Here is a 25,284-nt window from a genome sequence, read left to right on the forward strand (position 1 = left end):
GCGGTGTTACGCAAGCAGTGCCGAGCAGTGGCAACAACTTACCTAGAAGTAACGGAGCGAATCATACGCCGTATGTCATATGTGTCAATCAGTCGTTACTAACGATTTGTGACGTGCGTCGTAGTTCCGCTAGTTGAGGCCATGGCTTTGCCTGCAACACAAGAGGCTAAGTCCACATGACCAGGAACACCCAGCAGCTGTCGCTGCATCTCATCCATCGCCAGATGGAGAACACCCTCATTGAGCAGCGCAAGCTCGATGGGTACATCAATGCCACTGCCATGTGTCAGGCAGTGGGCAAGCTCTTCGCGGACTACCGGCGCCTGGGTTCAACCCAGGCCTTCCTGACCGAGCTTTCCGACGATATGGGAATTCCCATATCGGTTCTTGTTCAGTCAGTTAGGGGCGGGCAGGGTGCCCAGGGAACCTGGGTTCATCCCGATGCCGCAGTGCATTTGGCCCAGTGGTTGTCCCCGAAATTTGCGGTAGCGGTAGCTAAGTGGGTGCGCGAGTGGCTGTCCGGTCGGCAGCCCAATGGTGCACCGGCGCCGGGCCTGCCTCCTCACATTCAGCGCTATCTGGCGAACAAGGACAAGGTCCCTTATACCCACTTCTCGATCCTGAGTGAGCTGGCAATTACCTTGATAGCCCCGCTGGAATCGCGCGGGTACACGCTGCCTGAACACATGGTTCCGGACATCTCAGAAGGGAAGATGTTCGCGAGGTGGCTGCGTGAGCAGGGAGTTGATACCTCCAAGATGCCGACTTACAAACATCGCTATGCAGACGGCCGTGTCTGCGACGCAAAGATGTATCCGGTCGGCTATTTGCACGCATTCCGCCTTCACTTCAATGAGGTCTGGCTGCCCAACAAGGCCCACCAGTATTTCCGCGAGCGCGATCCTACGGCTTTGCCTTTCCTCGACAAGATCCTGCTCGAGGCACCTGGCGTTCCGAAGCTTCCCGCTGCTTGAGCAATGCGCCCCGGCCAGCCCGGTCGGGGCGACCTTTCAGTAAGGCACACACTGAGGCTGACAATGTCATTGAGCAATGAGTGGGAAGACGAGCACCTGACACCGTCCGGTTGGGTGAGTGGTAGTTACAAGCATGATTTCGGACGCGAAGAGCGTCCTGTTCCGCTGGACGCCGTTCTAACGGTGCGCAAGCATGTCGTTGTGGGGGCCATTGGCGCATTGCCGCATGTTGATGTGAGTGAAACGAATCTCACGGATGACATTGGCCTGATCGCTTCTCTCCGCAAGACGTTCGGCGAGCCGAAGTTCGGTTGTTGAGCAAGCCCGAGCCGGGTCGTTCTCGATGCGACCCGGCTTGGAGTAGGGCGCTTTCCTCGATCAACTTCGAATGATTCAGGAACGTGGGCGGGGCATTCGCAGGATCTGCGACGGCCGGTCGTATCCTTCCGGCCATGCGATCCTCCCACGGCTTCCGCACCGCCCCGATCCCCGCTGGCTGGGTCCAGACCGGTGAGCGCTGGGCGCTCTGGTACAACGGCCGGGAGACGGCCAGCGTCACGCCCGATGGCGGTCCTGGGGTCAGGCTATGGATGGAAGGCCAGAAGATGTGGCAGGTGAAGGAAGTGCGCGCCGCCAACGTCCGGCAGGCGAAGCGCTACGCCGAGCGCTGGTGTGCGGCCAGGCTGTATCCCGAGCTGCCGCTGCGTGAGGCCGTCGCCCGGTTGACCGACAGCACCCCGATCCAACCGGAGCCGCCATTGCCCGGCCTGCCTCCGACCCGCGAGCAGCAGCAACAGGCCCGGCGTCTGGCCGAGGCCGGGGCAAGAGAAATCGAGCGGATCAAGGCGGCGCTTGAGCCGCGCAAGCCGCCGGCAGAGACGAAACCCCGAGCGAGGGACGTCCGCACCAAGGCGTGGCTGAGGGCAGGGCTGGAGCAGATGCGGCGGGGCGTGTAGGCATCATCCGGCCCGCAGCTTCACCACGTTGCCATCGCGCAGGCCATCGAGGTAATCCGCCCAGACCTGCATCATCCGCACGCGCTCCTGCAGGTGCGATGTGCGGTTGTAGGCCCGGCCGTTGGGATCCTTCACCGCGTGAGCAAGCTGGTGCTCGATGATGTCCGGGCGGAAGTGCAGGACCTCGTCCAGAATGGTGCGAGCCGTCGCGCGGAAGCCATGGCCGGTCATCATTGTGCGGTCGTAACCCATGTTGCGCAGCGCCGCGGTAACGGCGTTCTCCGACATCGGGCGTTTGGAATCGCGGGCGCCAGAGAACACCCACTTGTGCCGGCCGGTGATCGGCTTGATGTCCTCCAGGATCTCCAGCGCCTGCCTGGACAGCGGCACCAAATGTGCAGCACGCATCTTCATCTTGCTGGCAGGGATGGTCCACACGGCCGCGTCGAGGTCGAATTCCTCCCATTCCGCATGTCGCAGTTCGCCAGGACGCAGAAACACCAGCGGCGCCAGGCGCAGCGCCGCGCGGGTGATGGCAGATCCGCTGTATGCCTCGATCGAGCGCAGCAGGCCACCCAGCTGCACTGGGTCGGTAATCGCTGCGTGGTGGGCTTCCTTCGGCGGCGCGAGCGCTCCTTTCAGGTCGGCAACCGGGTTTCGCTCGGCGCGGCCGGTGGCTACGGCGTAGCGCATGATCTGGCCGCAGTTCTGCATGATCCGGTGCGCGGATTCGATTGCGCCGCGTTCCTCGATGCGTCGGGCCACCCGAAGGAAGTCCGGCGCGGTGAGGTCCGCAACGGAGCGTGACCCGATCCAGGGGAATACGTCGTTCTTCATCCAGGCTTCGACCTTCTCCGCATAGCTGGGCACCCAGGGGCGTGTGGCCAGCCACTCATTGGCAATGGTCTCGAAGCTGTCCGAGCCGAGGGCGGAGTGGGCGAGGGCGGCAGCCTTCTTCTGCGCGCCCGGGTCGACGCCTCGGGCCAGCAGCCGGCGGGCTTCGTCCCGGGCCTCGCGCGCGCGCGCCAAGGAGACATCCGGGTAAAGCCCGATCGACAGCAGCTTCTCCTTTCCGCCGATGCGGTACTTCCAGCGCCAGCTGCGCGCGCCGGTCGGGGTGAGGTAGAGATACAGGCCGCCGCCGTCGGTGATCTTCTGCGGCTTGTCGCTGGGCTTGGCGCGCCTGATGGCTGCGTCGGTCAGAGGCATTGGGGGTATCACTTCAGTGGGTGCGGTCGGATACCCCTTGATATACCCCCACCGTCTCATGGATTGAAACGGATTGCCCCGGTCTGCTGCGGACAATAAAAAAGCCCGGAAACCCTTGTGATGCGGGGGTTTCCGGGCTTCTCCGGTCCTTGACGGACCGTTCGTTGGTGGAGGTGGGCGGAATTGAACCGCCGTCCGAAGGCACTCCATCCCCAGCACTACATGCTTAGCTCACCGTTGGATCTCGTCCCCGAACAGCACGGTGCGCAAAGCGCATCCGGGAACCAGCCTGTTGTGTTCTAGTGCCGGACTGACAGGCAGCCGTCCAGCGCGATTCCATGATAGTGACTCTACACCGCGAGCATGGACACAAGCGGTTTCGAGGCTTAGGCCTTAAGCGGCCAGAGCGTAGTTGTCGTCGTTGGCAACTAGAGTTTTGCAGCTGGATTTACGAGGAAAGCTACCCCCTCGGCATGCGCCAGGCGACTTCACAACCCCCGTCGAAACCAATGCACCCCCGGTTTCTTCAAGTATTGCAAGGCTTTCAGGCCCTTGGTTGACCAAATGTTGACCAAGAGCCCGCCTAACGAAGTGGATGGTACGGCAATCTTCCTGAACAGTCACGCGGCAAGTCATTTCTGTTCATCTTCACTTGCTGAACAATCGCAGCGTATGCGACGCTCTGGCCGGACGCTTAAGGGGCAAGGAGCTCCGGCATGTCGGTCACGCAATTGCTGGGACCAAGCAGCTACCTGTCTTACCTCGGTAAGGCGGGTGACGGCTGTGACGCCAACACGCACAAGGCAAGGGTGGAGTTTGAGCCTGGAACGCCAGTCGATGCCTATGTGAAGGTTTATGACGAAGGTGACGCGCCCAAGGGTCTCGTCAATGAACTGATCGGCTACGTCTTGGCGAAGCATGCCGACATCGATGTGCCGGTGCGATCCGCGATCATGTTGTTGTCGAGTGCCCAGACGGGCTACCTGCCTGATGGGTTCAGGCCGATGAAGGACGCGAGCGGCAGCGTCGTGGCGTGGTGCGTCGAGGACGTTGGCGGCAACACTCCAAAGCAGGCCTTTAGATGGACAGAAGAGCAGGGACTAGAAGCACTTCGTGATGACCTAAAGAAGTGGCAGAAGCTGGTTGATGTGGTTGCATTGGATGCTTGGGTACTCAATGAGGATCGGAATCTCGGAAACCTCGTCCGGATGGCGCCTGGGAAGTATGCTGTCATTGATCACGGCCGGGTCTGTACGGGGAACGCGTGGGCTGTTCCGTTGGATAGAGCTCGTGTGAGTCACACGAATAAGCTGGCTCTCGCCGCTTGGGACTCTCATGACGTCGAGCAGGCTCCTGCGAAAGTCAGATCCGAAGTTCTCAGCGCATTTGAGGCTCATGCAACCGTTCTTGCCAAGGCGGATCTCGACCTGTTGGAGTGGCTGCCCCGTCTTGTGGAGGGGCTAGAGGAACAAGACGTGAAGGATTTCCTGCAGCAGCGCGCAACTTCCGTCCCGAAACACTACAAGACAGCATTCCAGGTGCTGCTATGAATCTGACAAGTCTACTCAGGACGTCCAATTCGAGTGCTGGCCAGGCCGTTGAAGGTGTGTGGCAGAACATTCGCTGGCTGCCTGATGCGGCCACAGGTGAAGTATTGAACCTTGGCGTCCGGTTCAGGGCAGGCAATGGACAGAGCATAGTGCGCCTGATCGACTCATTCGATAGGGTCAAATGTCTTTATGACGCAAGCGTGGCAAGCGATGCGCAGTTTCTCGTGAGGGTCGTCGGTGACGCATTGGCGGCTGGATTCGATATACCAGCAACTGGCATCTTCCTCAGCGAGGAAAAATACGCCTCCGGAACCGACGCCCGTGCAGTTGTCGAAGACCTATTTTTCCGAACCGTTCCGCTGGCCCGCGCGCGCGCGGAGGCAGAGCGCGGTGGAAAGGGGCTGAAAACGGAGCCGAATGACGCCATCAGAAGTATCGTATTTGACGAGCTACGGCGAATCTCCGGACTTCGCGCTGAGACCATCATTCGCGGGGAGAACCAATTCGAGGTTAGAGAGCCCGGGAAGACTCACTACCTAGATATTCCACTCCAGTCCAATCGGGCGCTCGGTACGATCGTCTCGGCAAGGTTCGCCAAAAGGAAGGATGCCGAGCTAAGGCTCTTGCGCGCAGACAACGATCTGCAGATTGCAAAGCGTGTCTACCAAGGAGATCGGATGCTGATGTACGTGGTTCGACATGATTCAGGAGCTGCGGCAGCCGAGCGGTTTGATGAGCTGCTGGATGATTTCTCATGGAAATTCAGCAGGGTCGGAGTAGAGATGAAGAGCTACTCTGATCCTCTGCTCGTTGCCGAAGACGTGGTCACTGACATGTTGGCCGCCTAATAGGAGCTCGATTTGGACGGACAGCTAGACAGCGAACCTGATGCGCCCATTGAGGACTTGGGTGAGTTTGGGAGCTCGGGCTGGTATCGACGGATCAGAGCAGATCTCTATGCTGCCGCGAAGCGCCTATTCGCCTTTCAGCGGGAAAGGGAATGCGAGCGCCACTTTCTCTTAGCGGCAATCCGTAGGACGCTTTCTCTGGAGATGGCGTTCCGCCAAGCTGTTGACTCAAAGAACGGTCAAATGGCTATGACCATTGTCAGGTTGAATCTTGATACCTTGGCCAGGACATACGCAATTTACTGGGCCGAACAGACTCCCGGTCTGACGGCGGAGGAGTTTGCTAGGAGTGTCGCATCGGGTGTGAGTATCAAGGATATGAAGCTTCGTGGGGCAAAGGAAAAGGCTAGCGATCGATGGCTGATAGATCAGATTAAGCCCTTGGCAGATTGGATCCCCGATGTCTATCGACGAACATCGGGTGCTATCCATTTCTCTGAATTTCACATCGCGCAGATGCTGCAGCAGTCCGAAAACAAGGGTGTGGAAGGGGACGGTTCCGTGCTCATAAGGCTGGCTCTTGGGCCGACGGATGAAGTGCGAAGCCCGACCCATTACCGCGAGGTTTCCCAAGCCTTTCTCCACATTACGATGATGTTGATCGCATTGCTAAAGCATAGGTGTGAGCTAGCCCATCTTGCCAGGCAATAAGGTCCAGACGGCCGCGGCCTTCGCACCAGCATCGGGGACCATCGACGGGATCCACCGGCCGTACTTCTTCGCCGTGATTGTCCAGTCCCGGTGGCCCATCTGACGGGCCACCCACATCACGTTCTCGCCAGCACTCAGCGCTTGTGAGGCGAAGGTGTGGCGCATCTGATACGGGTACCGGTACCGGATGCCAGCCTTGCGCAGCGCGCGCTGCCATTCGCCTGCGCGGATGCTCTGATCGGATCCGCTTCGATTCCAAGCGCGAGGCGCGCTACTACGAGCAGCTGAAACTGCGGCAGCAGGCGGGCGAGGTGCACTTCTGGCTTCGTCAGGTACCGATGCACCTGCCAGGCGGCACCAGGTACGTCTTGGACTTCCTGGTGTTCCTGCGCGACGGGAGTGTCGACTTCGTGGACGTGAAGGGGCGGGAGACGAAGGAATTCCGCATCAAGAAGCGCGAAGTGGAACACCACTACCCGATCAAGGTGCTGCTGGCATGAGCGGTTGGAGATCGAGCGTCAGCGCAGGCCGTACCCGGGTCGACCTCACCGAGGTCCCCACCACCGAGCTGCTACGGGAGATCGAGCGGCGCTGCTCAGCTGGTAGACCCTCGAAGGCCCAACCGCCTGCACAGGATCGGCCGTTCCCGACAAAGGCGCTCTGGGCCGAAGACAAGGTGAAGCAGGCACGTACGCGGCTTGCAGAGCTCCGCGCGCTGCCGGCGCCGGCAAGCGAGGCTGAGCGCGCCGCCCGTTCCGCCCAGGACGCTCAACTGGTCGCCGACGTCGTCAAGTACGACGGCATGGCCAAGGCATTCGCGAGGAAGGGTCAATGAAACCTGCAGAGCTCAAGGCGCGGTTCCCGACGGAGGCTGCGCTGTGCACCTGCCTGATCGACTGCCTGACCGCGGCCGGCGGCTGGGAGATATACCCCGAGACGGCCGGCTTCGACATCCTCGCTGTCTGGAAGGCCACCGGGCACCAGCTCGGCATTGAGGCGAAGCTGCAGCTCAACGCCAAGGTGGCCGATCAGATCCTGCCGGCGCACTGGAGCAACAACGACCAGCGGGGCCCGGACTTCAGGGCGGTGCTGGTGCCCTGCACGACGGAAGCGAACTACGGCATTGCACGGATGCTCGATGCGCTGGGTGTGCAGATCCTGGTGCCGGACAGCTGTACCAGCCGATGGAACCCTCAGCCGGGCGAGGGAATCCAGCGCGAAGTGCACCGGCACGGACTGCATCAGTCTGCACCATGGGACACGGCCGGCGGTGCCCTGAAAGAGTGGTGGGTCGCCACGGCATGGTTCGATTGGAACCCTACCCAGCGCTGCGAACTGCCCGAGTTCGTGCCGAAGGTCGCCGCCGGCGTGCCTGCACCGCTTCAGCTGACGCCGTGGAAGGTTGGCGCGCTGAAGGTGCTGGCCGACCTCGAGCTCGACGGATTCACCACTGCGAAGGGCGTCCGGGCCCATGGCGTGGATCCGCGCCGCTTCTGTGCGACCGACGGATGGCTGAAGCAGCTGGGCGGCGGGAAATGGGCCCGCGGGACTCTGCCGGCTTTCGAGGACCAGCACCCGGAGGCCTATGCCCAGGTGCTGGCCCAGGCGCGCGCCGCGCGCGCTGCAGCGGATCCCAAGATGACCCTGGAACAGAAGACATGAACGAAACCACTGTCGGTACAAGCGCGCTCGCAGCCGCGCGCGAGCTGGAGGTGGCGTTCCTCAAGGGCAAGAAGATCCCCTCCTGTGCCAACTGCAACGGCAAGGCGCGGGTGTGCTGGCCTGGCCGCGAGTCCCAGCTCGTACAGTTCCAGTGCCGGCGCTGCGGGCCGCGGGGAGCCATCTTCGACAGCAGCGCGCCAGTTCAGTGTGGCCGTTGTGGTACCGCCCCGGCTGGCCTGTTCCCGCGTGGCGCACAGATCCAGTGCTGCAGCTGCGGGGCATCCTCAGCCGTGTTCGTTGGCCAGGATCCCGCTGGTGTTCTGGCGGCTGCGCTGGATGCCTGGTGCCGCCGCGCGCCAATGCTTCCGCCGGCGGAGGACCACAGTGCAGGGCAGCGGCGCCGCGGCGCAGCCCCGGAAGGCTTCGACGACGAGGGCAAGGGCGACGTCCTGGAGCTGCTATCACGCCTGCTGGTCGGCGGGAGCTACCGCATGCCGGTTGAAGGGCGCAGCACCTTGGCACCGCTAGGCAGCAGCGACATTGCCGGCGCGGTCGGCTACATGCGTAATCCGCTGGAAAAGCACACCGCGCTCGCCGTAGCGACCAGGATGGGCCCCGCCGCGATCGCACGGCTCTCCCTCGCTGCCTACCGTCAGGTGGCCAAGGACGTGCGTGCAATGCGGCCGCGGCCTCTGGATCGCGGCAAGGCCGCGGATCGCTGGCGCCTTCGCCTGGTGATCTATGACGCGGCGCACGAGCTGGTGTGGCCGGAGCGGTGCCAGCCGTTCGCCGGCCTGGCCAAGTCCGCGAAGATGCGCAAGGGCAACTACATCAAGGCCCACAAGTGCGCCAGCGCCGTCCTTCAGGAGGCGCTGCATGGCGGGCGATTGGGCTTTCGAAGGGCGATGTGGTCGCGTTAGTCGCGTAGCGTCAGCGAATTCGCGAAGATCTCTGGCAGCATCGCCCACGCATCCCCAACCTTTTCAAGAGCTTCGATCAGACGCTGCCGAGCCTCCAGTGATGCCTCCGGATCCGTAGTGCGGCGGACGGCCTGATCTGCATCCAGATACTGACGGAACACGGGAACCACGTCGCGACTGAGTCGACGCACGATTGCAGGTCCGAACACCCAGCGCATCTTCGCGGTGAGCTGGTGCACCTGGAGGAATGTGAGGTTGGGGTTCTTGCCCCGTTCCAGCTCACCGAGGAGTTCTTCAAGATGTTCGTAGAGCCCGATGCGGCGATCGAATAGATCGAGCACTAGCTTCTTGCGCGCGGTTTCTGCCTGCTGCTGAGCAGTACGCCACTGGCGCCACGCGATCGAACCGACTGCAGCAGCGACGAGTATCTGCCCGATCGCAGTGAAGAGCTTGATCTGAAGTTCGGTCATGCCCAGTACGGTCTCAACCATTGCGACACCCTCCCTGTATTGGCCAGGATTATCACATTTGTTAAGGTTTGTTAGGGGCGCGTCGCGCGCTTCTCACCAAGAATCGGAGCAATTTGATGGCAGGGAACTTCAAGCTGGACGTGTTGTACGCCGTGGATACGGTTGCCTACCGCTACTACCAAGCTCGATATCAATTCGATGCCTACTTGCAGGGAGCGACTGCCGGCGCGGCAAGCACGAGCCACTATGGCGGTCTGGAGCAGGCACTAAAGGAGACGCTTAAGGAAATTGACCAGGCTGGCCGAGAATTCGTCTGGCTGAGACAGAGCCTGCCGGAGATCGAGAAAGCCTTCGGCAGCAACGCCAAGGTTGCTGCCATTCATTTGCTGGACGTGTTCAATCAACTGCACGAGCCTGTGGCCGGACTCAATGTTGACTGCATCACGTTTGAGCGCGTCACCGCCGATCTTGCAGCTGGCGCGGGCGCAGATGAGCCCGCGCTCAAGTCGTATCTAGATAGGTTGGAACAACGGAGGAAGAAGGATCTCGCAACCATTGACGGCATTGATGGTCCTCAAGGTTCGGTAGGCCAGGTTATGGATGAAGCTGTTCGAAGAGTGAAATCATTGATCTGATGGCTAGATTAGATGGGCGGCTCAGAGCATTCATCTAGCTGACCTCAGTTGTTCCTCATGAGGAAGAAAATTTCCTCATGAGGAACCGCAGTTGCCTCGGGAACCGAAAGTAGGTTTGAATTCCTACAGTGGGCGTTCTTATGGGCGTCTCAATTCAAAGGCCGTTGATTGACCAGGACGTGGGAGTCCGCTGGTCGATCAGCGGCCTTCTTGTTTGTGGGGTAGAGCAGTCCGGCAGCTCGCGTGGCTCATAACCACGAGGTCGGTGGTTCGAATCCACCTCCCGCTACCAAACGGCCGGTAGTCATGGCCACCACTCAAGCCAGCACGTAGGCCGTCGTGAGACGCGCCGCTGGTGTCCGCGCGACCTTGCAACCGCGGTAGTGGTGGGCCGTGCCGGCCTCCTTTCATTGGGGGAACCGCGGTGAGCATCAAAGAGCAGATCACAACGGACCTGGCGGTCGCAGGTTCGAAGATCGGAGCGGTTGTGAGCGTCACCGCTGCGACCTACTCGCCGGGTTACACCCTCAGCGACTGGGCCCTGATCGGAACGATCATCTTCACCACCGTCCAGACCTTCACCGTCATGGTGAAGAACTGGGGTGACTGGTCGGCCTGGTGGACTGCCCGCATGGGTACCGCAAGGCGATTCTGGGCGTGGATCCGCCGTCGTGGCTGACACCAAGCTCAGCACCAAGCAGGGCGTCGGCTTCGCTGCCGCACCGCTGGCGCTGGTCGGTGCGCTGGTCGCCGCCCTGGGCACGAACGATTCAGCCCACGAAGGGCGCCGCTACGTGCCGTACTACGACTCTGCCGGCATCCTGACTGTCTGCGCCGGCATCACAGGCCCATGGCCATGCGCAACGGCAACGCCAGCGATCGGGCTTCGGTCCTCAGCAAGATCGGCGCCTTCAACAAGGCCAACCCCGAGTTGGCCATCACCTCCAGCGGTCTGCAGCAGTCGATCAAGAACCGTGCCCGCTACAGCGCAAGGGCGGAGGCCGGAATCGTGCTCAACCCGAAGCTGGAGGCGCGGCTGAACAAAGCCGTGACGGAGTGATTGTTGGAACGTAGTGGCCCAATCGGATCAGTCGGGATGAAAGCAATGTGAAGGTGCCGGCGCTGGTGCCGGCGTTACCGATACAGGGGTCAGTAACCGATGGACAAGAAGGACTCGCAGGTAGTGGCCATTGGAGAAGGAAAGCAGGAGAAGGGCCAGCCCACGGACAGTGGTGCTGTTTTTCTTTCCCCTGCAACAGGCCTGGAGGTGGTGCCCAAGGCATCCAGGGGGCGGCATTCCCGCCGCCAGACGCTGGAGAAGGGCATGGAAGATGAGCGCCACAAGGCTCAGGTGGTCTCGATGGAGGCCTTTAAGGCAGGCCGGGTGGGGCAAATCCCCCCGGAAGTGCTGGACATGTATGACCAGCTGACCCGTGACCAGCACGCGCTGGTTCGGACCTCGATCGTCCTCCTGGCAGCCCTGCGGAGACGATTGGGCCTCTCGGATCTGTGACATCGGAAAAACGGGCCGCTACGGCGGCCCGTCTGCAAGCGCGCTATTGCAGTTCTGCTCGGACGACTTCAATTCTGCGTGCCGGGATGTAACTGAACATTTCATTCAGCTTTGTGCTATACGAGGGCTGCTCATGAGAGCGTCTTTCAAGGATGTGAAGGGCAATGAGTCAGGCAAAACTGATCTACAGCTTCTTCGTTCTCGCTGCAGGCGGACTAGCGTACATACCCTCGGCAAAAGCACTGACATGTGGGATCGGCTATGTAAACGGAGTTGCGCAAGACGTATGTTGGATCGATGAGGGATCCGGCGGCGGTGGAGGCGGCGGCGGCGGAGGTGGCCAGGGAGAAGTGGGGGGAGGTGACGGTGGCGGAGCTGATGGCGGCGGGGTGTGGGTCACGGTGCCGGGCTACCCCGATGTGCGGCTAAACCTCATCAAGAAAGAGGTGCGGGAATACACCCTTGGCTGTAGTGACGAGCCGATTCTTCGCCAACGGGCGATGCAGGTGGTCGTGATCAAGAAGCCATTGGCGGCCATTAAGGATGCCAAGGATACGTATACCTTGAAGCTGATGGCGACTGGCGAAAGCCAGAAGTTCTGGCGCACCAACGCAACTAGCTCCTTGCAGATGTCAGAAATCTCGGAGTGCGGAAAATGAACACAAAGATCATTGGCGCGGTCGCTCTGGTCGTAGTCGCTTCGATTATTGGTGGAGTTGTATACCGGTCAGGTCAGACCGATACGCGCTTGGTGGGCGCTGATGCGCCAGCGCGCGAGGTTACCCATTCAGATACGCAACCGGACGTGATGGTGCTGGAAAGCACACGGTCCCTTCCAGGCAAGGTCAGGGAGCGTGGTCCGCTTGATGGAGTTGAGCGGTTTGGTCAGTTACTTGATAGGCTCAAGTCGAGCAGCGTCGCTCCGGCTCAGCGCGCGCAGTATCTTTTGACAGCAGCTCAGGTCTGTGAGGGCGCGAGGGAGGGACGGCTGGGCAAGCGCACGGACGAGGCCAGTAGAACGTATGCCCAGTACACCAAGACGTTTTGTTCGGACTTCTCCGGCAGCTCGAATGAGTTTGCATTGGAGCTATTGAAGTATCCGGATAGCGACGTCGTAATAGCTCGCGAGTTGGCAAGCAGCGTGCCTCTTGAACGGGATACGGCCATTGCTGCCCAAGACATCGTTCTCAAGTCGCAGAATCCAGACGCTGTCTATAACGCTGCGGCCGCTTTGGCATCAGGAACTTGGGCGTTCGGGGTTGAGGTTGCTCAAAACCCGCAGGAGCGCTCAATGCTGCGTGAGGCGCAGTGGTTAGCCTCCCAGAGGCTGGCTTGTGATCTGTCAGGCGGTTGCGGCGCTGGAGGCATGACCTCGATGATTGAGTGCGCCTCGTACGGAATCTGCACGCCTGGAATGACGGTCTCTGAAGTGTTTGCACGCACCCAACCCGAGGCTAGGCTTGATCTCGCTGATCGGCTGTATGCGAGATTGATTGAGGCGAGGTCGGAACTCGTCGCTAAGTCCGCAGGCTAGTAGAGGACGCGAGTTCTGGAAGGGGCGGGTCAACTGGCTCGCCCCTTTTGGCGGCGAAATCTGCTGATTTGATCAATTCGTCAAATCGTTCAGGCAGTATGAGCGGCCGTTGGCGGGGACATGGAGCAAGAATGAACGCTGTGGAGCAGCATCTGGAGCAGTGGTATGCCGAAATAGGCCGTTTTTCGGTTGCCATGGGCGAGATTGAATGGGCCGTGTGGGAGTTCCAGGAGCTGCTCAACGTCCCGGGGCGGAAAAAGAAGAAGCGCTTCGCGGATCAGATTGAACACCTCAAGGAGGCAGTCGCGCACCGAAGCGGCGAGGTCGAGCTGAAGATCGCTGCCTTGGCGGAGGAGGCGGATCGCTTAAGAGACGTACGCAACTCCGTACTTCATTCCGGGGTGAGAGTACTGACGGGATTTGAGGAGTACCCCGATGATTCAGACATCGACGTTGATCGGGATTTCAATGCAGCAACCCTGAAGCTGCGTTTCGCCTCCTTCATCGATGACATGGACAAGCCCGACGTGCGCATAGGGTTGGACGAGCTGAAAGAACATGCGGCGAGCGCGATGCGACTCCGCTGGGATATGGTTCTTGCCGTCCTCACGTTGCAGTCTGGGCTGATGGAGCAGCGATGGCGGCAAAAGCGCGAGCGAAAGAAGGATCCGCGAGGGCTTCCTACAGGCTGACAGCATTAAAAGCTGGCAGGAAAGCTGGCAACTTGCTGCCAATCCATGCCCATTTCTGACCATGCAGCAGTTATGAACGAAAAAGCCCATCAAGCTAAGGCATTGATGGGCTTCATTATTTCCGCGGTTTGGAAACCGGCGCCGATGGCGTCACGGGGACAATGCACCCCCGGCTTCTTCAAGTTCTGCAAGGTACAAGGCCTGTTTCGTGTCGCCACGGCCAGTGCCTGCCCAACGCTGCCAATGCTACGCCAAAACAGCTGAACAGTCACCGTGGCAATCCACAACATGTTGTAGAGCCAGCGGCATAGCGGATTGGTAACGTCATTGGCACGAATTTGCGACACACTGGCGGCGACCATCCCAGCCGGGACAGACACGGAGACTGTGGGTGACCGATGCAAGCCAACAACGCAGCCTGCGGCAACTGATCGGGCCGGTCGGTGCCGACTACCAGCGGCGCGCACTGCCGCCCGGCTGGGTCTGGGTGGTGCTGGCGGTGTTGCTTGCGGCCACCGGGCTGACCGAACTGCCGGCCACCGCGGCCGCGGCACTGGTCGCCAGTGCGGTGGTGGTGCACTGGTCGCAGCGCGGTCGCATCCATTGGCTGGGCTGGCGCCTGCCGGGCCTGGCGGTGTTGGCGGCCCTGCTGTGGGGGCCGGAAGTGCTGTCGCAGTGGTTCGAGCACGGGCTGGCCGTGGTCCTGATGTCGCTGGCCAGCCTCAGCATCGGCGTACATGTGTGGCAGTCGCGGCAGATGGCGCGGCAGCTCCAGGGCGCGGCCGATTCGATGGATGACGCCCAGTTGCTGGCCCTGCTGCCGGCCGACGCGGCCCAGCTGGCACAGCGGTGGCGCGCCGGCGATGACCGGCATGCGCCGGAACTGGCGGTGGTGATGCATCTGGCCGTGATGCACGCCGCGCTGGCACCGCGCATGCGCGGGCAGGGCGTGCTGGCAGGGTGACCGGCAGGCAACTCCAGCGCCGACACGACTACGGCCCCGACAACGTCTTGCGCAGGTAGATCCGCTCGTGACCGGGTGGGCAGTCGGGCAGTCGCCCATACACGGTGTAACCCTGCCGCAGGTAGAAAACTTCGGCCTGCCAGTCGAAGGTATCCAGCATCACGTTGCGGGCGCCAAGCTGGCGCGCGGCGGCTTCTGCTTCCGCCAGCAGGCGCTGGCCGATGCCTTGCCCGCGCAGTTCCGGATCCACCCACAGCACATGCACCTGCAGCCAGCCGGCACAGACGTCGGCCAGCACACCACCGCGCAGCGCGCCGTGCTCGTCATGCCAGGCCAGGCGGACTGGAGTCTCATCGAGTGAATCGCCGCCGTGGGCCTGGTTGAAGGCCAGCAGGCGCGCGCACAACGTGCGCGTTTCATCGGCGCTGGCAGTCACCAGGGCGCCGATGGGGGCGGTCATGCGTCGCGGTTGCCGCGACGCATCACGCGCTGCTTCTCGATCGCCCAGTCGCGGTCCTTGGCGGCATCGCGCTTGTCGTGGGTCTGCTTGCCCTTGGCCAGCGCGATCTCGAGCTTGATCTTGTTCTTGCTCCAGTACATCGCGGTGGGCACGATCGTGTAGCCATCGCGCTCGACCTTGCCGACCAGCTTGTCGATCTCGCTACGGTGCAGCAGCAGCTTGCGCTCGCGGCGATCTTCGGCCACCACGTGGGTCGAGGCCTGGATCAACGGGGTGATCTGTGCGCCGATCAGGTAGATCTCGCCGCGCTTCACGTAGGCGTAGGCGTCGATGATGTTGCCGCGGCCGGCGCGGATCGACTTCACCTCCCAGCCCTGCAGGGCCAGGCCGGCCTCGAACCGTTCTTCGATGTGGTATTCGTGGCGGGCACGCTTGTTCAACGCGATGGTTTTGTTGGCCGTCGCGCTCTTTGCTTTATCCTTGCCGCTGTTCTTGCTCATTTCCGTATTGTCTCCGATTCGGGCCCGCCCGGTCGATTGCCGAAACGTCCTGTATTCATGCCAACTATCCGCCGCAGCGCCCTGGTCGAACATTCGGCCGCGCGCATGTTCGACCTGGTCAACGATGTCCAGGCCTATCCGAGCCGTTTCCGCTGGTGCTCGGCTGCCCAGATCCTGGAGCAGGGCGAGGACCGCCTGGTGGCGCGCCTTGACCTGGGCCTGGGTTCGTTCAGCACCTGGTTCCAGACGGAAAACACGCTGCGGCGCCCGTACAGCATCGATATGCAGCTGCGCGATGGCCCGTTCAAGCAGCTGCACGGCCGGTGGGAGTTCCATGCGCTGGCCGAGGACGCCTGCAAGGTCACTCTCACCCTGGAGTTCGAACCGAGCTCGCGCCTGCTTGGTCCCGCATTGGCGCTGGGCTTCCAGAGCCTGGCCGACCGCATGGTCAACGACTTCATCCGCGTCGCCGACGAGGCCTGAGCGATGATCGAGGTCGAGGTGGTACTGGCCTGGCCACAGCGGGTGCTGTCGCGCCGACTGAAACTGGAGGAGGGTGCCACCGTGGCCGACGCCATTGCCGCTGCGGCGCTGGAAGGCAGTGCCGTTTGTCCGGCCGCCGCCGTGCACGGCGTCCTGGCGCGTCCGCAGCAGGTGCTGCTGGATGGCGACCGCATCGAACTGCTGCGCCCGCTGCTGGCCGATCCAAAGGACAACCGCCGGCGTCGCGCGCTCGGCGGTTGATCCCGGCAACCCGTCGTTGCGGACGGGCAGGGGGCTCAGCGGCCCTTCTTCTTCTTGTCCTTCGGCAGGTTGCGGCCGAACTGGCGCACGGTCTGCTGGGCCAGGGCCTTGTCGTTGCCCGGGAAGTAGTCGCCTTCCCAACGGGTCACGGTGTCATTCTCGAAGAAGACCACGAAGTTCTTCACTTCGGTGCGGCCCAGGCGGTTCACGCGCTGGCTGGACGTGTAGTCCCAGCGTTGGGCGTGGAACGGGTCGGGAATGGACGGGGTGCCCAGCAGCGCGCTGACCTGCTGCTTGCTCTGCCCGACCTGCAGCTTGGCCACGGCATCTTCCCGGATCAGGTTGCCCTGATAGATGGGTTGCTTGTAGATGATGCCGCACCCGGTGGTGGACAGGGCGACGGCGGCGACCAACAGGAGATTGCGCATCGGGACTGGCGGTTGGGGAAATCAAACCGATGATACACTCCCGGCGTGCCACCGCGACCCAATCCGAGGCAGCTGGCGCTAAATCGCCAATGAACGGAGACCTATGGAAACCCACGACCTGCGTAAAGTCGGCCTGAAGGTGACCCATCCGCGGATGCGGATCCTGGCGCTGCTCGAACAGCGCAATGCCCAGCACCACCAGCACCACATGACCGCCGAGGACATCTACCGCCAGCTGCTCGAGCATGGCGACGAGATCGGCCTGGCGACCGTCTACCGGGTGCTGACCCAGTTCGAGGCTGCCGGCCTCGTGCTCAAGCACAATTTCGAGGGCGGCCAGGCCGTTTACGAACTGGACCGTGGTGGCCACCACGACCACATGGTCGACGTGGACAGCGGCAAGATCATCGAGTTCGAGAGCCATGAGATCGAGGAGCTGCAGCGCAAGATCGCGGCCGACCATGGCTACGAGCTGGAAGAGCACTCGCTGGTGCTGTACGTGCGCAAGAAGCGGAAGTAGGCCGTTCAGGCCCGCTGGATGCGACGAAACCCCGGGCCTGCCCGGGGTTTTTCGTTGCTTACGGTAGATTCCCGCCACGCCTGGATGATCCCATCAGGAGGTCCAGGTCCACCGCCTCGGCCATCGCCCGGTTCCCTGCATCACCCGGATGCAGGTGATCGCCGGAGTCGTAGGCGGCGGCCATCCGTAACGGCTCGGCCGGGTCGCGCAGCGCCGCGTCCAGGTCGATCACCGCTTCGAACGGGCTGTCCGTACGCAGCCAGGCATTGAGTTGCCGCCGCAGGGCATCCTTGTCCGGGTGGTAGTAGTCGTCCAGCGGCGTGCCGGGCAGGGCACCAGCGAATGGTGGCAGGGTGGCGCCGATTATCCGCACACCACGCCTGCGGGCCTGTTCTGCCAGGGTGCGATAGCCCGCCTGCAGTTCGGCCAGCGTTGGCCTGGCCTGGCCCCGGGCGAACGCGGTGCCGGGCCAGCTGATGTCGTTGATGCCGATCAGCACGATGACGCTCGCCACGCCGGGTTGATCCAGTGCGTCGCGCTGGAAGCGGGCCAGGGCGGACTCACCCATGCCGTCGCTCAGCAGCCGATTGCCGGAAATGCCCGCATTGACCACCGCCACCCCGCGCGGGGCCAGCCGCGCGGCCAGGTGGTCGGTCCAGCGCTGGTCCTGGTCGAGGCTGGCCGTGGCGCCGTCGGTGATCGAGTCGCCGATCACCACCACGCTGCGCGCGCTGGCGTTGGCCTCGACGTCGATACCGGCCAGGAGCAGGCGCGCGGTGGTGCTGCTGGCAGCGCGCAGCGACTGGGCCCGGCTCTGGTCGCCAGCGGCGATCCAGCTGGTCTGGCGACCGTCCCAATGGAACGTCTGGACCGCCGCCGGCCCCGGCACGAAGACACTGACCTGCAGTGCCTGGCGGTCGTCGGTGGCAAGCGCCAGCGGGTCGCTCAGCCGTTCCTGGCCGGGGCCGATCAGCACGCCGGGTTGGCCATCGAAGCTGAGTGGCCGAGGGGCGCCGTCCATGCGTGCGGAGACGCTGGCGGCGCCGATCCGCAGCGGCTGCGTACCGTAGGCATTGCTCAGGCGCACCCGCAACCGTGCACCGCCCAGGCTGATGCGCGCGGTCTGGCGGAACGTCTGGTCGTGCAGCGTGGTCGGAACCAGCGTCGGGAACAAAAAATCCGCGCGCCAGACCGGTTGCGGGCTGGCCTGCCAGCTGGCGACCCAGTGCGCAGTGGGCGAGGCGCCGGCCGCGCCGGACAGGGCGAGCAGGACGGTGGCAGTGAGCTGGCGCAAACGGGTCATCGGTCGGTCCGGAGGAAAGGGACGGCCATGGTGATTCCGGGTTCACCTGTGAACTAGACTGCGCATGGACAATCATCTGTGAACTGGATTCATCGCCATGGCGCGACCCGACATCAACCGATCCGGCGAACTGGAAGTGTTCGTGCGGGTGATCGAGACCGGTGGCTTTTCTGCCGCCGCCCGCAGCCTGGACATGACGCCCTCGGCGGTAAGCAAGCTGGTGGCACGGCTGGAGCAGCGGCTCGGCACGCGCCTGCTGCAGCGCTCCACCCGCCAGCTGCAGCTGACCCCGGAAGGCTGCGCGTTCTACGAGCGTGGCCTGCGCGTGCTGGCTGACCTCGAGGAGGCCGAGCGCTGCGCTAGCGCCCATGCCGAGCCGCGCGGGCGGCTGCGGGTCAACTCCAACGTGCCGTTCGGCCAGCATTTCCTCTTGCCGCTGCTCCCGGCGTTCCTGGCGCGCAACCCGCGGGTCGGGGTGGACCTGACCCTCAATGATGAAGTGATCGACCTGCTGGAGCAGCGCACCGACGTGGCGGTAAGGGCCGGTCCGCTGAAAAGCTCCAGCCTGGTCGCGCGTCGGCTGGGCGCGACGCGGATGATGATCGTGGCCGCGCCGGCGTACCTGCAGCGGCATGGCGTGCCGCGCAACGCCGAGGAACTGCAGTCCCACAACCGGCTGGACATCGGTCATGCGCGCGCGATGCAGGGCTGGCCGCTGCTGCAGGACGGGCGCGAGCGGATGGTGCTGCCCAGTGGCAATGCCCGTGCCAGCAACGGCGACGCGCTGCGCCAGCTGGTGCTGGGCGGGCTGGGCATGGCCCGCCTGGCCGCGTTCCAGGTGCAGGACGACGTCGCCGCCGGGCGCCTGCTGCCGGTGCTGGAAGAGGCCAATCCGGGTGACCTGGAAGAAGTGCACGCCGTGTTCCTGGGGCAGGGCGGTTACCTGCCGCTGCGGGTGCGCGCGTTCCTCGATTTCCTGGTGGAACAGGTCGATCTGACGCAGCCACGGGGGTAGGGCCGGCCGCTGGCCGGCAACCTCACGATCTTCGCCCACCCGTGTTGGGTTGCCGGCCAGCGGCCGGCACTACCGCGCGGAAGCCGGGCCTATGCCCGGCTCGGGCGGCGTTACACCTGCAGCAGCTTGCGTGCGGCGGCGCGCGCTTCCTTGCTCACTTCCACGCCACCCAGCATGCGCGCCAGCTCTTCCTCGCGGGCCTTGCTGTCCAGTTTTTCCACTGCGCTCTGGGTCATGCCTTCCACCGGCGCCTTGCTGACCCGGTAGTGGGCGTGGCCCTTGGAAGCGACCTGCGGCAGGTGGGTCACGCACAGCACCTGGCGCTTCTCACCGAGCGCGCGCAGCTTCTGGCCGACGATGTCGGCCACCGCGCCGCCGATGCCGGAGTCGACCTCGTCAAACACCATGGTGGGCACCGCATCCAGGTCCAGCGCGGCCACTTCAATGGCCAGCGAGATGCGTGACAGTTCACCGCCCGAGGCCACCTTGCGCAGGGCGCGCGGCGGCTGGCCGGCGTTGGCGGCGACCAGGAACTCCACGCGTTCGGCGCCCTGTGGGTCGGGCTTGCCGGCGTCCTGGGGTTCCAGCTCGATCAGGAACTGGCCGCCGCCCATGCCCAGCTCGGCGATGATGCTGGTGGTGGTGGCCGACAGTTCGGCGGCGGCGCTGCGGCGGCTGGCGGTCAGCACTTCAGCCTGCACGCGCCAAGCGGCGGCGGCCTTGTCGATCTCGCCGGCCAGGCGCTGCAGGCGCTCGTCGGCGCCGCGCAGTTGCTCCACTTCGGCATGCATGCGCTCGCGTTGCGCGCCCAGCTCGTCCATCGGCACGCGGTGCTTGCGGGCCAGGTCGTGCAGGCGGCCGAGGCGGCGCTCGTTCTCCTCGAACTGTTCCGGGTCGGCATCCAGATCGTCGTGCACGCGGTCAAGCAGCGACAGGGCTTCGTGCAGCTGGATCGAGGCATTCTCGATCAGGCCGTCCACCTCGCCCAGCCGTGGGTCGTGTTCGATCAGGCGCGACAGCTCGTGGCGCACCTGCTGCAACAGGTCCAGCGCGGAGCTGCCGTCGTCACCGTTGAGCTGGTTGCTGGCCGCCTGGCAGGCACTCAGCAGGGCGCTGGCGTGGGCCTGGCGACGGTGGCTGGCGCCGAGTGCCGCGATCGATTCCGGCTCAAGGTCTTCCCGGTCCAGTTCGCGCAGCTGGTGCTCGAGGAAGCCGATCCGGTCACTGACGTCGCCCTGTTGCGACAGCGCCAGCGATTCATCGACCAGTGCCTGCCAGGCCGCGGCGGCGCGCCGTACCTGGCGGCGTTCGTTCTCGTTGCCGGCATAGGCATCCAGCAGCGCCAGCTGCGACGGGCGCGTCAGCAGGGCCTGCTGTTCGTGCTGGCCGTGGATCTCCACCAGCAACGAGGCCAGGTCGCCCAGCTGGGCCAGGGTCACCGGGCGGCCGTTGATCCAGGCCCGGGAACCGCCGTCGGCGCGGATCACGCGGCGCAGCTGGCATTGGTCCTCGTCGTCCAGCTCGTTGTCGGCCAGCCACTGGCGGGCGGCCTGCAGCTGCTCCAGCGCGAATTCGGCGGAAAGCTCGGCGCGGGCGGCGCCATGGCGGACCACGCCGCTGTCGGCGCGCAGGCCGGACAGGAAGCCCAGCGCGTCGACCATCAGCGACTTGCCGGCGCCGGTCTCACCTGAAACCACGGTCATGCCTGGCCCGAACTCCAGTTCGGTAGCGCGGACGACGGCGAAATCCTTGATCGAAAGATGTCTGAGCATGGGTAAGGGGGTATCAGCAGCCGCGCAACGCTAGCACGCGGGCGCGGGAGGTCCAATGACTTGCCAAGGTGATGCGCCGCCATTATCTAGTGTCCGTGTCTCACAGGTTGATTCCATGCACGGTTCTCCCGACCAGCTTGCCCCGCGTGCGCGCCATCTGCTGCGCACGCTGATCGCGCGTTACATCCAGGACGGTGAGCCGGTGGGTTCGCAGACGCTGGCACGCGTGGCCGGGCTGGAGGTCAGCCCGGCCACCATCCGCAACATCCTCGGCGACCTGGAGGACCTGGGCCTGCTGGCCTCGCCGCATACCTCGGCCGGGCGGGTGCCGACCGCGCACGGCTACCGGGTATTCGTCGACAGCCTGCTGCAGATGCAGCCGCCGGGCGAGGGCGAGCTGGCCCGGCTGCGCCAGGAACTGGCCGGTGGCGGCAGCACCCAGGCCCTGCTCGGCAGCGCTTCGGAACTGTTGTCGGCGATGAGCCACTTCGTCGGCGTGGTCAGCGCGCCGCGGCGCGAGCAGTTCGCCTTCCGCCAGATCGATTTCGTGGCGCTGGACGGGCGCCGGGTGCTGGCGATCCTGGTATTTGCCGACAACGAGGTGCAGAACCGGGTGATCGAGACCCGCCAGGAGTTTGCGCCGGGGCAGCTGGAGCAGGTCGCCAACTACCTCAATGCGCATTTCGCCGGCCTGCCGCTGGCCGAGATCCGCACCCGCCTGCTGCTGGAACTGCGCGATGCCCGGTCCGAACTGGAACAGCTGCTGGCGCACAGCATCGAACTGGCCGAACAGGCCCTGCAGCCGCCGGCCGACGACATGCTGGTGGCCGGCCAGACCCGGCTGATGGGGGTGCAGGACCTGTCTGACCTGGAGCGCCTGCGCGAACTGTTCGAGCTGTTCTCCAGCAAGCGCGAGATCCTGCAGCTGCTGGAGCGGACCATCCAGGCGCCGGGCGTGCGCATCTTCATCGGCGAGGAGACCGGGATGATGCCGCTGCAGGGCGTCTCGCTGGTCACCGCCCCGTACACCGCCAACGGCCAAGTGCTGGGCGTGCTGGGCGTGATCGGTCCCAAGCGGATGGCCTACGACCGCGTGATCCCGCTGGTCCAGGCCACGGCCGATGTGCTCGGCGCGGCCTTTTCACCGGCCTCGCGCACGCCGGGAACATCCGACGCTTGAAACGCAGCATCCCGCCCACACTAGGGTGGTTGGAGGCGGAGTTTGACCGCCAGGGACCCAGACATGAACCACGAACAGCCAGATATCGAATCCCAGCAGAGTGCCGCCGATGCGGCTGCCGCCGCCGGCGTCAACGACGAAGTCGAGCGCCTGCGCGCCGAAATCGAACAGGTCAAGGCCGATGCCCTGCGTGAGCGCGCCGACCTGGAGAACCAGCGCAAGCGCGTTGCCCGTGACATCGAACAGGCCCGCAAGTTCGCCAACGAGAAGCTGCTGGGCGATCTGCTCCCCGTGTTCGACAGCCTGGACGCCGGCCTGAAGGCCGCTGGCGATGACGCCCATCCGCTGCGCGAAGGCCTGGAGCTGACCTACAAGCAGCTGCTCAAGGTCGCTGCCGACAACGGCCTGGTCCTGCTGGACCCGATCGGCCAGCCGTTCAACCCGGAACACCACCAGGCGATCAGCCAGGCGCCGACCCCGGGCGCCGCCCCGGGCAGCGTGGTGACCGTGTTCCAGAAGGGCTACCTGCTCAACGAGCGCCTGCTGCGGCCGGCGCTGGTGGTGGTGGCCGCCGAGTGATCCCGCGGGGCCGGGCGGCGGACAGCCACCGCCACCCGACCCGACGCTGAACGCGCCGGATGACCGGAAACACAGCGTTCGGAGGATGGCTTGAATGTTCCACGAGCCTCCCCCACATCGTATTCATCCACCGGCCGAACGGCCGGACTGACCCCAACAAGCATCCTCAGGAGTCTCCCCCATGGGCAAGATCATTGGTATCGACCTCGGCACCACCAACTCGTGCGTGGCGATCATGGACGGCGGCAAGGCCCGCGTCATCGAGAATTCGGAAGGCGATCGCACCACCCCGTCGATCGTCGCCTACACCAAGGACGGCGAAGTCCTGGTCGGTGCCTCGGCCAAGCGCCAGGCCGTGACCAACCCGAAGAACACCTTCTACGCGGTGAAGCGCCTGATCGGCCGCAAGTTCACCGATGGCGAGGTGCAGAAGGACATCGCCCACGTCCCGTACAGCATCCTGGCCCATGACAATGGCGACGCCTGGGTGGCCACCAGCGACGGCAAGAAGATGGCGCCGCAGGAAATCTCGGCCAAGGTGCTGGAAAAGATGAAGAAGACCGCCGAGGACTTCCTCGGTGAGAAGGTCACCGAAGCGGTCATCACCGTGCCGGCCTACTTCAACGACAGCCAGCGCCAGGCGACCAAGGACGCCGGTCGCATCGCCGGTCTGGACGTCAAGCGCATCATCAACGAGCCGACCGCGGCTGCGCTGGCCTACGGCTTGGACAAGGGCGACAACAAGGATCGCAAGATCGTGGTGTACGACCTGGGCGGCGGCACCTTCGACGTTTCGGTGATCGAGATCGCCAACGTCGACGGCGAGAAGCAGTTCGAAGTGCTGGCCACCAACGGCGACACCTTCCTGGGCGGCGAAGACTTCGACAACCGCGTCATCGAGTACCTGGTTGAAGAGTTCAACAAGGACCAGGGCATCGACCTGCGCAAGGATCCGCTGGCCCTGCAGCGCCTGAAGGACGCTGCCGAGCGCGCTAAGATCGAGCTGTCCAGCGCCCAGCAGACCGAAGTGAACCTGCCGTACGTCACCGCTGACGCGTCGGGTCCGAAGCACCTGAACATCAAGCTGACCCGCGCCAAGCTGGAAGCGCTGGTGGACGACCTGATCAGGAAGTCGATCGAGCCGTGCCGCGTCGCCCTGAACGATGCCGGCCTGCGTTCGAGCGACATCAGCGAAGTGATCCTGGTCGGCGGCCAGACCCGCATGCCGAAGGTGCAGCAGGCGGTGACCGAGTTCTTCGGCAAGGAACCGCGCAAGGACGTCAACCCGGACGAGGCCGTGGCACTGGGTGCGGCGATCCAGGGCGGCGTGCTGGGCGGCGACGTCAAGGACGTGCTGCTGCTGGACGTGACCCCGCTGTCGCTGGGCATCGAGACCATGGGTGGCGTGTTCACCAAGATCATCGAGAAGAACACCACCATCCCGACCAAGGCCTCGCAGGTGTTCTCCACCGCCGAGGACAACCAGTCGGCCGTGACCGTGCACGTGCTGCAGGGTGAGCGCGAACAGGCCCGCTTCAACAAGTCGCTGGCCAAGTTCGACCTGTCCGGCATCGAGCCGGCCCCGCGCGGTCTGCCGCAGGTGGAAGTGTCCTTCGACATCGACGCCAACGGCATCCTGCATGTGTCGGCCAAGGACAAGAAGACCAACAAGGAACAGAAGGTCGAGATCAAGGCCGGTTCGGGCCTGTCCGAGGAGGAGATCGCGCGCATGGTCGCCGACGCGGAAGCCAACCGCGAAGAAGACAAGAAGTTCCAGGAACTGGTGCAGGCCCGCAACCAGGCCGACGCCCTGATCCACGGCACCCGCAGCGCGATCACCGAGCACGGCAGCAAGGTCGGCGGCGATGTCATCGGCAAGGTCGAGGCAGCGCTGGCTGACCTGGAAACCGCGATGAAGGGCGACGACAAGGCACAGATCGAAGCCAAGTCGAAGGCACTGGAAGAGGCTGGCCAGTCGCTGTTCGCCGCTGCTTCGGCCGACCAGGGCGGTGCCCCGGGTGCCGACGCCGGCAATGCCGGCAAGGCGCAGGACGACGTGGTCGACGCTGAGTTCACCGAAGTCAAGGACGACAAGAAGTCCTGATCCGGACCGACGCGGGACGCTGGCCACCAGCGTCCCGTTGT

Annotated in this window: 33 protein-coding genes, 1 tRNA gene and 1 other RNA gene; 27 read left to right on the top strand and 8 right to left on the bottom strand. The window is 63.8% G+C overall.

The genetic code is table 11. The annotated features are described in order from the left end of the window. The first annotated feature begins 176 nt into the window (after positions 1-176). The 3 genes from N5C25_RS02275 (at position 177) to N5C25_RS02285 (ending at position 1,930) form a co-directional block, all read left to right on the top strand. On the top strand, positions 177-974 hold the full coding sequence (locus N5C25_RS02275) for a KilA-N domain-containing protein (RefSeq protein WP_279936288.1): 798 nt from the start codon (positions 177-179) through the stop codon (positions 972-974). A 63-nt stretch (positions 975-1,037) separates the two neighbouring features. Further along, positions 1,038-1,292, top strand: coding sequence for a hypothetical protein (locus N5C25_RS02280; protein ID WP_197600361.1), 255 nt, complete (start codon positions 1,038-1,040; stop codon positions 1,290-1,292). 134 nt (positions 1,293-1,426) lie between these two features. After that, positions 1,427-1,930, top strand: coding sequence for a hypothetical protein (locus N5C25_RS02285; protein ID WP_279936289.1), 504 nt, complete (start codon positions 1,427-1,429; stop codon positions 1,928-1,930). A gap of 3 nt (positions 1,931-1,933) precedes the next feature. On the opposite strand, the gene N5C25_RS02290 is transcribed toward N5C25_RS02285, so the two are convergent. Together N5C25_RS02290 and ssrA are read right to left on the bottom strand one after the other, a co-directional pair. Continuing rightward, a complete protein-coding gene (locus tag N5C25_RS02290; protein ID WP_279936290.1) occupies positions 1,934-3,139 on the bottom strand; it encodes an integrase arm-type DNA-binding domain-containing protein in 1,206 nt (401 codons plus the stop codon). Between the two features lie 165 nt (positions 3,140-3,304). After that, positions 3,305-3,658, bottom strand: a transfer-messenger RNA (tmRNA) gene (gene ssrA, locus N5C25_RS02295). A 197-nt stretch (positions 3,659-3,855) separates the two neighbouring features. On the opposite strand from ssrA, the gene N5C25_RS02300 reads away from it, so the two are divergent. The 7 genes from N5C25_RS02300 (at position 3,856) to N5C25_RS02335 (ending at position 8,830) form a co-directional block, all read left to right on the top strand. Continuing rightward, positions 3,856-4,689 (top strand): hypothetical protein, encoded by an 834-nt coding sequence (locus N5C25_RS02300; protein ID WP_279936291.1) that lies wholly within the window; start codon positions 3,856-3,858, stop codon positions 4,687-4,689. A 149-nt stretch (positions 4,690-4,838) separates the two neighbouring features. Continuing rightward, complete coding sequence (locus N5C25_RS02305) at positions 4,839-5,537, top strand: hypothetical protein (RefSeq protein ID WP_279936292.1); 699 nt, start codon at positions 4,839-4,841, stop codon at positions 5,535-5,537. A 243-nt stretch (positions 5,538-5,780) separates the two neighbouring features. Then, on the top strand, positions 5,781-6,248 hold the full coding sequence (locus N5C25_RS02310) for a hypothetical protein (RefSeq protein WP_279936293.1): 468 nt from the start codon (positions 5,781-5,783) through the stop codon (positions 6,246-6,248). 143 nt (positions 6,249-6,391) lie between these two features. Further along, on the top strand, positions 6,392-6,748 hold the full coding sequence (locus N5C25_RS02320) for a DUF1064 domain-containing protein (protein WP_279936294.1): 357 nt from the start codon (positions 6,392-6,394) through the stop codon (positions 6,746-6,748). Then, positions 6,745-7,083 carry a hypothetical protein gene (locus N5C25_RS02325; protein ID WP_279936295.1) on the top strand — a complete coding sequence of 113 codons (339 nt, stop codon included), beginning with the start codon at positions 6,745-6,747 and terminating at the stop codon, positions 7,081-7,083. Before N5C25_RS02320 ends, N5C25_RS02325 begins: the two co-directional genes overlap by 4 nt. Further along, complete coding sequence (locus tag N5C25_RS02330; RefSeq protein ID WP_279936296.1) at positions 7,080-7,910, top strand: hypothetical protein; 831 nt, start codon at positions 7,080-7,082, stop codon at positions 7,908-7,910. The genes N5C25_RS02325 and N5C25_RS02330 overlap by 4 nt, the downstream gene beginning before the upstream one ends. Next, positions 7,907-8,830 (top strand): hypothetical protein, encoded by a 924-nt coding sequence (locus N5C25_RS02335; protein WP_279936297.1) that lies wholly within the window; start codon positions 7,907-7,909, stop codon positions 8,828-8,830. Before N5C25_RS02330 ends, N5C25_RS02335 begins: the two co-directional genes overlap by 4 nt. Here the strand turns inward: N5C25_RS02335 and N5C25_RS02340 are convergent. Beyond that, the gene (locus tag N5C25_RS02340) at positions 8,827-9,321 is read right to left on the bottom strand and encodes a hypothetical protein (protein WP_279936298.1); all 495 of its coding nucleotides are present in this window, start codon (positions 9,319-9,321) and stop codon (positions 8,827-8,829) included. The two genes, N5C25_RS02335 and N5C25_RS02340, sit on opposite strands and share 4 nt — an antisense overlap. A gap of 95 nt (positions 9,322-9,416) precedes the next feature. Here N5C25_RS02340 and N5C25_RS02345 point away from each other — a divergent pair, with 95 nt between their 5' ends. The 10 genes from N5C25_RS02345 (at position 9,417) to N5C25_RS02390 (ending at position 14,638) form a co-directional block, all read left to right on the top strand. After that, positions 9,417-9,935, top strand: coding sequence for a hypothetical protein (locus N5C25_RS02345; protein ID WP_279936299.1), 519 nt, complete (start codon positions 9,417-9,419; stop codon positions 9,933-9,935). A gap of 215 nt (positions 9,936-10,150) precedes the next feature. After that, positions 10,151-10,227, top strand: a tRNA-Met gene (locus N5C25_RS02350). A 195-nt stretch (positions 10,228-10,422) separates the two neighbouring features. After that, positions 10,423-10,614, top strand: coding sequence for a hypothetical protein (locus N5C25_RS02355; RefSeq protein WP_235319597.1), 192 nt, complete (start codon positions 10,423-10,425; stop codon positions 10,612-10,614). Positions 10,615-10,785: 171 nt separating this feature from the next. Continuing rightward, positions 10,786-10,995: a hypothetical protein gene (locus N5C25_RS02360; RefSeq protein ID WP_279936300.1), complete on the top strand. Its 210-nt coding sequence runs from the start codon at positions 10,786-10,788 to the stop codon at positions 10,993-10,995. A 99-nt stretch (positions 10,996-11,094) separates the two neighbouring features. Next, positions 11,095-11,448, top strand: a complete 354-nt coding sequence (locus tag N5C25_RS02365; protein ID WP_279936301.1) for a hypothetical protein — start codon at positions 11,095-11,097, stop codon at positions 11,446-11,448. 164 nt (positions 11,449-11,612) lie between these two features. Then, positions 11,613-12,107 (top strand): hypothetical protein, encoded by a 495-nt coding sequence (locus N5C25_RS02370; RefSeq protein ID WP_279936302.1) that lies wholly within the window; start codon positions 11,613-11,615, stop codon positions 12,105-12,107. Further along, on the top strand, positions 12,104-12,982 hold the full coding sequence (locus N5C25_RS02375) for a hypothetical protein (RefSeq protein WP_279936303.1): 879 nt from the start codon (positions 12,104-12,106) through the stop codon (positions 12,980-12,982). The genes N5C25_RS02370 and N5C25_RS02375 overlap by 4 nt, the downstream gene beginning before the upstream one ends. 131 nt (positions 12,983-13,113) lie before the next feature. Beyond that, complete coding sequence (locus tag N5C25_RS02380) at positions 13,114-13,674, top strand: hypothetical protein (protein WP_279936304.1); 561 nt, start codon at positions 13,114-13,116, stop codon at positions 13,672-13,674. A gap of 72 nt (positions 13,675-13,746) precedes the next feature. After that, positions 13,747-13,938: a hypothetical protein gene (locus tag N5C25_RS02385; RefSeq protein WP_279936305.1), complete on the top strand. Its 192-nt coding sequence runs from the start codon at positions 13,747-13,749 to the stop codon at positions 13,936-13,938. A gap of 127 nt (positions 13,939-14,065) precedes the next feature. After that, positions 14,066-14,638 (top strand): hypothetical protein, encoded by a 573-nt coding sequence (locus N5C25_RS02390; RefSeq protein ID WP_279936306.1) that lies wholly within the window; start codon positions 14,066-14,068, stop codon positions 14,636-14,638. 28 nt (positions 14,639-14,666) lie between these two features. On the opposite strand, the gene N5C25_RS02395 is transcribed toward N5C25_RS02390, so the two are convergent. Beyond that, positions 14,667-15,098: a GNAT family N-acetyltransferase gene (locus N5C25_RS02395; protein WP_279936307.1), complete on the bottom strand. Its 432-nt coding sequence runs from the start codon at positions 15,096-15,098 to the stop codon at positions 14,667-14,669. Next, positions 15,095-15,598 (bottom strand): SsrA-binding protein SmpB, encoded by a 504-nt coding sequence (gene smpB / locus N5C25_RS02400; protein ID WP_049470305.1) that lies wholly within the window; start codon positions 15,596-15,598, stop codon positions 15,095-15,097. Before smpB ends, N5C25_RS02395 begins: the two co-directional genes overlap by 4 nt. 57 nt (positions 15,599-15,655) lie before the next feature. Between smpB and N5C25_RS02405 the strand changes: the two genes are divergently transcribed. After that, positions 15,656-16,081, top strand: coding sequence for a type II toxin-antitoxin system RatA family toxin (locus tag N5C25_RS02405; protein ID WP_053463290.1), 426 nt, complete (start codon positions 15,656-15,658; stop codon positions 16,079-16,081). Positions 16,082-16,084: 3 nt separating this feature from the next. Then, positions 16,085-16,342: an RnfH family protein gene (locus tag N5C25_RS02410; RefSeq protein ID WP_049470301.1), complete on the top strand. Its 258-nt coding sequence runs from the start codon at positions 16,085-16,087 to the stop codon at positions 16,340-16,342. Positions 16,343-16,377: 35 nt separating this feature from the next. Here N5C25_RS02410 and bamE read toward each other — a convergent pair whose 3' ends face one another. Beyond that, on the bottom strand, positions 16,378-16,770 hold the full coding sequence (gene bamE / locus N5C25_RS02415) for an outer membrane protein assembly factor BamE (protein WP_049470299.1): 393 nt from the start codon (positions 16,768-16,770) through the stop codon (positions 16,378-16,380). Positions 16,771-16,873: 103 nt separating this feature from the next. On the opposite strand from bamE, the gene fur reads away from it, so the two are divergent. Continuing rightward, the gene (gene fur / locus N5C25_RS02420; protein WP_014646807.1) at positions 16,874-17,290 is read left to right on the top strand and encodes a ferric iron uptake transcriptional regulator; all 417 of its coding nucleotides are present in this window, start codon (positions 16,874-16,876) and stop codon (positions 17,288-17,290) included. Between the two features lie 58 nt (positions 17,291-17,348). Here the strand turns inward: fur and N5C25_RS02425 are convergent, their stop codons facing one another. Beyond that, positions 17,349-18,593, bottom strand: a complete 1,245-nt coding sequence (locus tag N5C25_RS02425) for an SGNH/GDSL hydrolase family protein (RefSeq protein ID WP_279936308.1) — start codon at positions 18,591-18,593, stop codon at positions 17,349-17,351. A 97-nt stretch (positions 18,594-18,690) separates the two neighbouring features. Here N5C25_RS02425 and N5C25_RS02430 point away from each other — a divergent pair, with 97 nt between their 5' ends. Next, a complete protein-coding gene (locus tag N5C25_RS02430) occupies positions 18,691-19,608 on the top strand; it encodes a LysR family transcriptional regulator (RefSeq protein WP_279936309.1) in 918 nt (305 codons plus the stop codon). Between the two features lie 110 nt (positions 19,609-19,718). On the opposite strand, the gene recN is transcribed toward N5C25_RS02430, so the two are convergent. Further along, positions 19,719-21,380, bottom strand: a complete 1,662-nt coding sequence (recN, locus tag N5C25_RS02435; protein ID WP_111104893.1) for a DNA repair protein RecN — start codon at positions 21,378-21,380, stop codon at positions 19,719-19,721. Between the two features lie 115 nt (positions 21,381-21,495). On the opposite strand from recN, the gene hrcA reads away from it, so the two are divergent. The 3 genes from hrcA to dnaK all read left to right on the top strand — a co-directional run bounded on the left by hrcA (position 21,496) and on the right by dnaK (position 25,243). Continuing rightward, a complete protein-coding gene (gene hrcA / locus N5C25_RS02440; protein ID WP_019661243.1) occupies positions 21,496-22,560 on the top strand; it encodes a heat-inducible transcriptional repressor HrcA in 1,065 nt (354 codons plus the stop codon). 63 nt (positions 22,561-22,623) lie between these two features. After that, a complete protein-coding gene (gene grpE / locus N5C25_RS02445; protein WP_279936310.1) occupies positions 22,624-23,139 on the top strand; it encodes a nucleotide exchange factor GrpE in 516 nt (171 codons plus the stop codon). 181 nt (positions 23,140-23,320) lie between these two features. Further along, positions 23,321-25,243, top strand: a complete 1,923-nt coding sequence (gene dnaK, locus N5C25_RS02450; protein WP_021202053.1) for a molecular chaperone DnaK — start codon at positions 23,321-23,323, stop codon at positions 25,241-25,243. Positions 25,244-25,284 lie beyond the last annotated feature (41 nt).

This window comes from Stenotrophomonas sp. GD03958, assembly GCF_029839005.1.
Lineage (GTDB): Bacteria > Pseudomonadota > Gammaproteobacteria > Xanthomonadales > Xanthomonadaceae > Stenotrophomonas > Stenotrophomonas hibiscicola.

Coding starts and splice junctions, on each gene's coding strand:
- N5C25_RS02275 (WP_279936288.1), top strand. CDS start 177: ATGACCAGGAACACCCAGCAGCTGTCGCTGCATCTCATCCATCGCCAG.
- N5C25_RS02280 (WP_197600361.1), top strand. CDS start 1,038: ATGTCATTGAGCAATGAGTGGGAAGACGAGCACCTGACACCGTCCGGT.
- N5C25_RS02285 (WP_279936289.1), top strand. CDS start 1,427: ATGCGATCCTCCCACGGCTTCCGCACCGCCCCGATCCCCGCTGGCTGG.
- N5C25_RS02290 (WP_279936290.1), bottom strand. CDS start 3,139: ATGCCTCTGACCGACGCAGCCATCAGGCGCGCCAAGCCCAGCGACAAG.
- N5C25_RS02300 (WP_279936291.1), top strand. CDS start 3,856: ATGTCGGTCACGCAATTGCTGGGACCAAGCAGCTACCTGTCTTACCTC.
- N5C25_RS02310 (WP_279936293.1), top strand. CDS start 5,781: ATGGCTATGACCATTGTCAGGTTGAATCTTGATACCTTGGCCAGGACA.
- N5C25_RS02325 (WP_279936295.1), top strand. CDS start 6,745: ATGAGCGGTTGGAGATCGAGCGTCAGCGCAGGCCGTACCCGGGTCGAC.
- N5C25_RS02330 (WP_279936296.1), top strand. CDS start 7,080: ATGAAACCTGCAGAGCTCAAGGCGCGGTTCCCGACGGAGGCTGCGCTG.
- N5C25_RS02335 (WP_279936297.1), top strand. CDS start 7,907: ATGAACGAAACCACTGTCGGTACAAGCGCGCTCGCAGCCGCGCGCGAG.
- N5C25_RS02340 (WP_279936298.1), bottom strand. CDS start 9,321: ATGGTTGAGACCGTACTGGGCATGACCGAACTTCAGATCAAGCTCTTC.
- N5C25_RS02345 (WP_279936299.1), top strand. CDS start 9,417: ATGGCAGGGAACTTCAAGCTGGACGTGTTGTACGCCGTGGATACGGTT.
- N5C25_RS02360 (WP_279936300.1), top strand. CDS start 10,786: ATGGCCATGCGCAACGGCAACGCCAGCGATCGGGCTTCGGTCCTCAGC.
- N5C25_RS02365 (WP_279936301.1), top strand. CDS start 11,095: ATGGACAAGAAGGACTCGCAGGTAGTGGCCATTGGAGAAGGAAAGCAG.
- N5C25_RS02370 (WP_279936302.1), top strand. CDS start 11,613: ATGAGTCAGGCAAAACTGATCTACAGCTTCTTCGTTCTCGCTGCAGGC.
- N5C25_RS02375 (WP_279936303.1), top strand. CDS start 12,104: ATGAACACAAAGATCATTGGCGCGGTCGCTCTGGTCGTAGTCGCTTCG.
- N5C25_RS02380 (WP_279936304.1), top strand. CDS start 13,114: ATGAACGCTGTGGAGCAGCATCTGGAGCAGTGGTATGCCGAAATAGGC.
- N5C25_RS02385 (WP_279936305.1), top strand. CDS start 13,747: ATGAACGAAAAAGCCCATCAAGCTAAGGCATTGATGGGCTTCATTATT.
- N5C25_RS02395 (WP_279936307.1), bottom strand. CDS start 15,098: ATGACCGCCCCCATCGGCGCCCTGGTGACTGCCAGCGCCGATGAAACG.
- smpB (WP_049470305.1), bottom strand. CDS start 15,598: ATGAGCAAGAACAGCGGCAAGGATAAAGCAAAGAGCGCGACGGCCAAC.
- N5C25_RS02405 (WP_053463290.1), top strand. CDS start 15,656: ATGCCAACTATCCGCCGCAGCGCCCTGGTCGAACATTCGGCCGCGCGC.
- N5C25_RS02410 (WP_049470301.1), top strand. CDS start 16,085: ATGATCGAGGTCGAGGTGGTACTGGCCTGGCCACAGCGGGTGCTGTCG.
- bamE (WP_049470299.1), bottom strand. CDS start 16,770: ATGCGCAATCTCCTGTTGGTCGCCGCCGTCGCCCTGTCCACCACCGGG.
- fur (WP_014646807.1), top strand. CDS start 16,874: ATGGAAACCCACGACCTGCGTAAAGTCGGCCTGAAGGTGACCCATCCG.
- N5C25_RS02425 (WP_279936308.1), bottom strand. CDS start 18,593: ATGACCCGTTTGCGCCAGCTCACTGCCACCGTCCTGCTCGCCCTGTCC.
- N5C25_RS02430 (WP_279936309.1), top strand. CDS start 18,691: ATGGCGCGACCCGACATCAACCGATCCGGCGAACTGGAAGTGTTCGTG.
- recN (WP_111104893.1), bottom strand. CDS start 21,380: ATGCTCAGACATCTTTCGATCAAGGATTTCGCCGTCGTCCGCGCTACC.
- hrcA (WP_019661243.1), top strand. CDS start 21,496: ATGCACGGTTCTCCCGACCAGCTTGCCCCGCGTGCGCGCCATCTGCTG.
- grpE (WP_279936310.1), top strand. CDS start 22,624: ATGAACCACGAACAGCCAGATATCGAATCCCAGCAGAGTGCCGCCGAT.
- dnaK (WP_021202053.1), top strand. CDS start 23,321: ATGGGCAAGATCATTGGTATCGACCTCGGCACCACCAACTCGTGCGTG.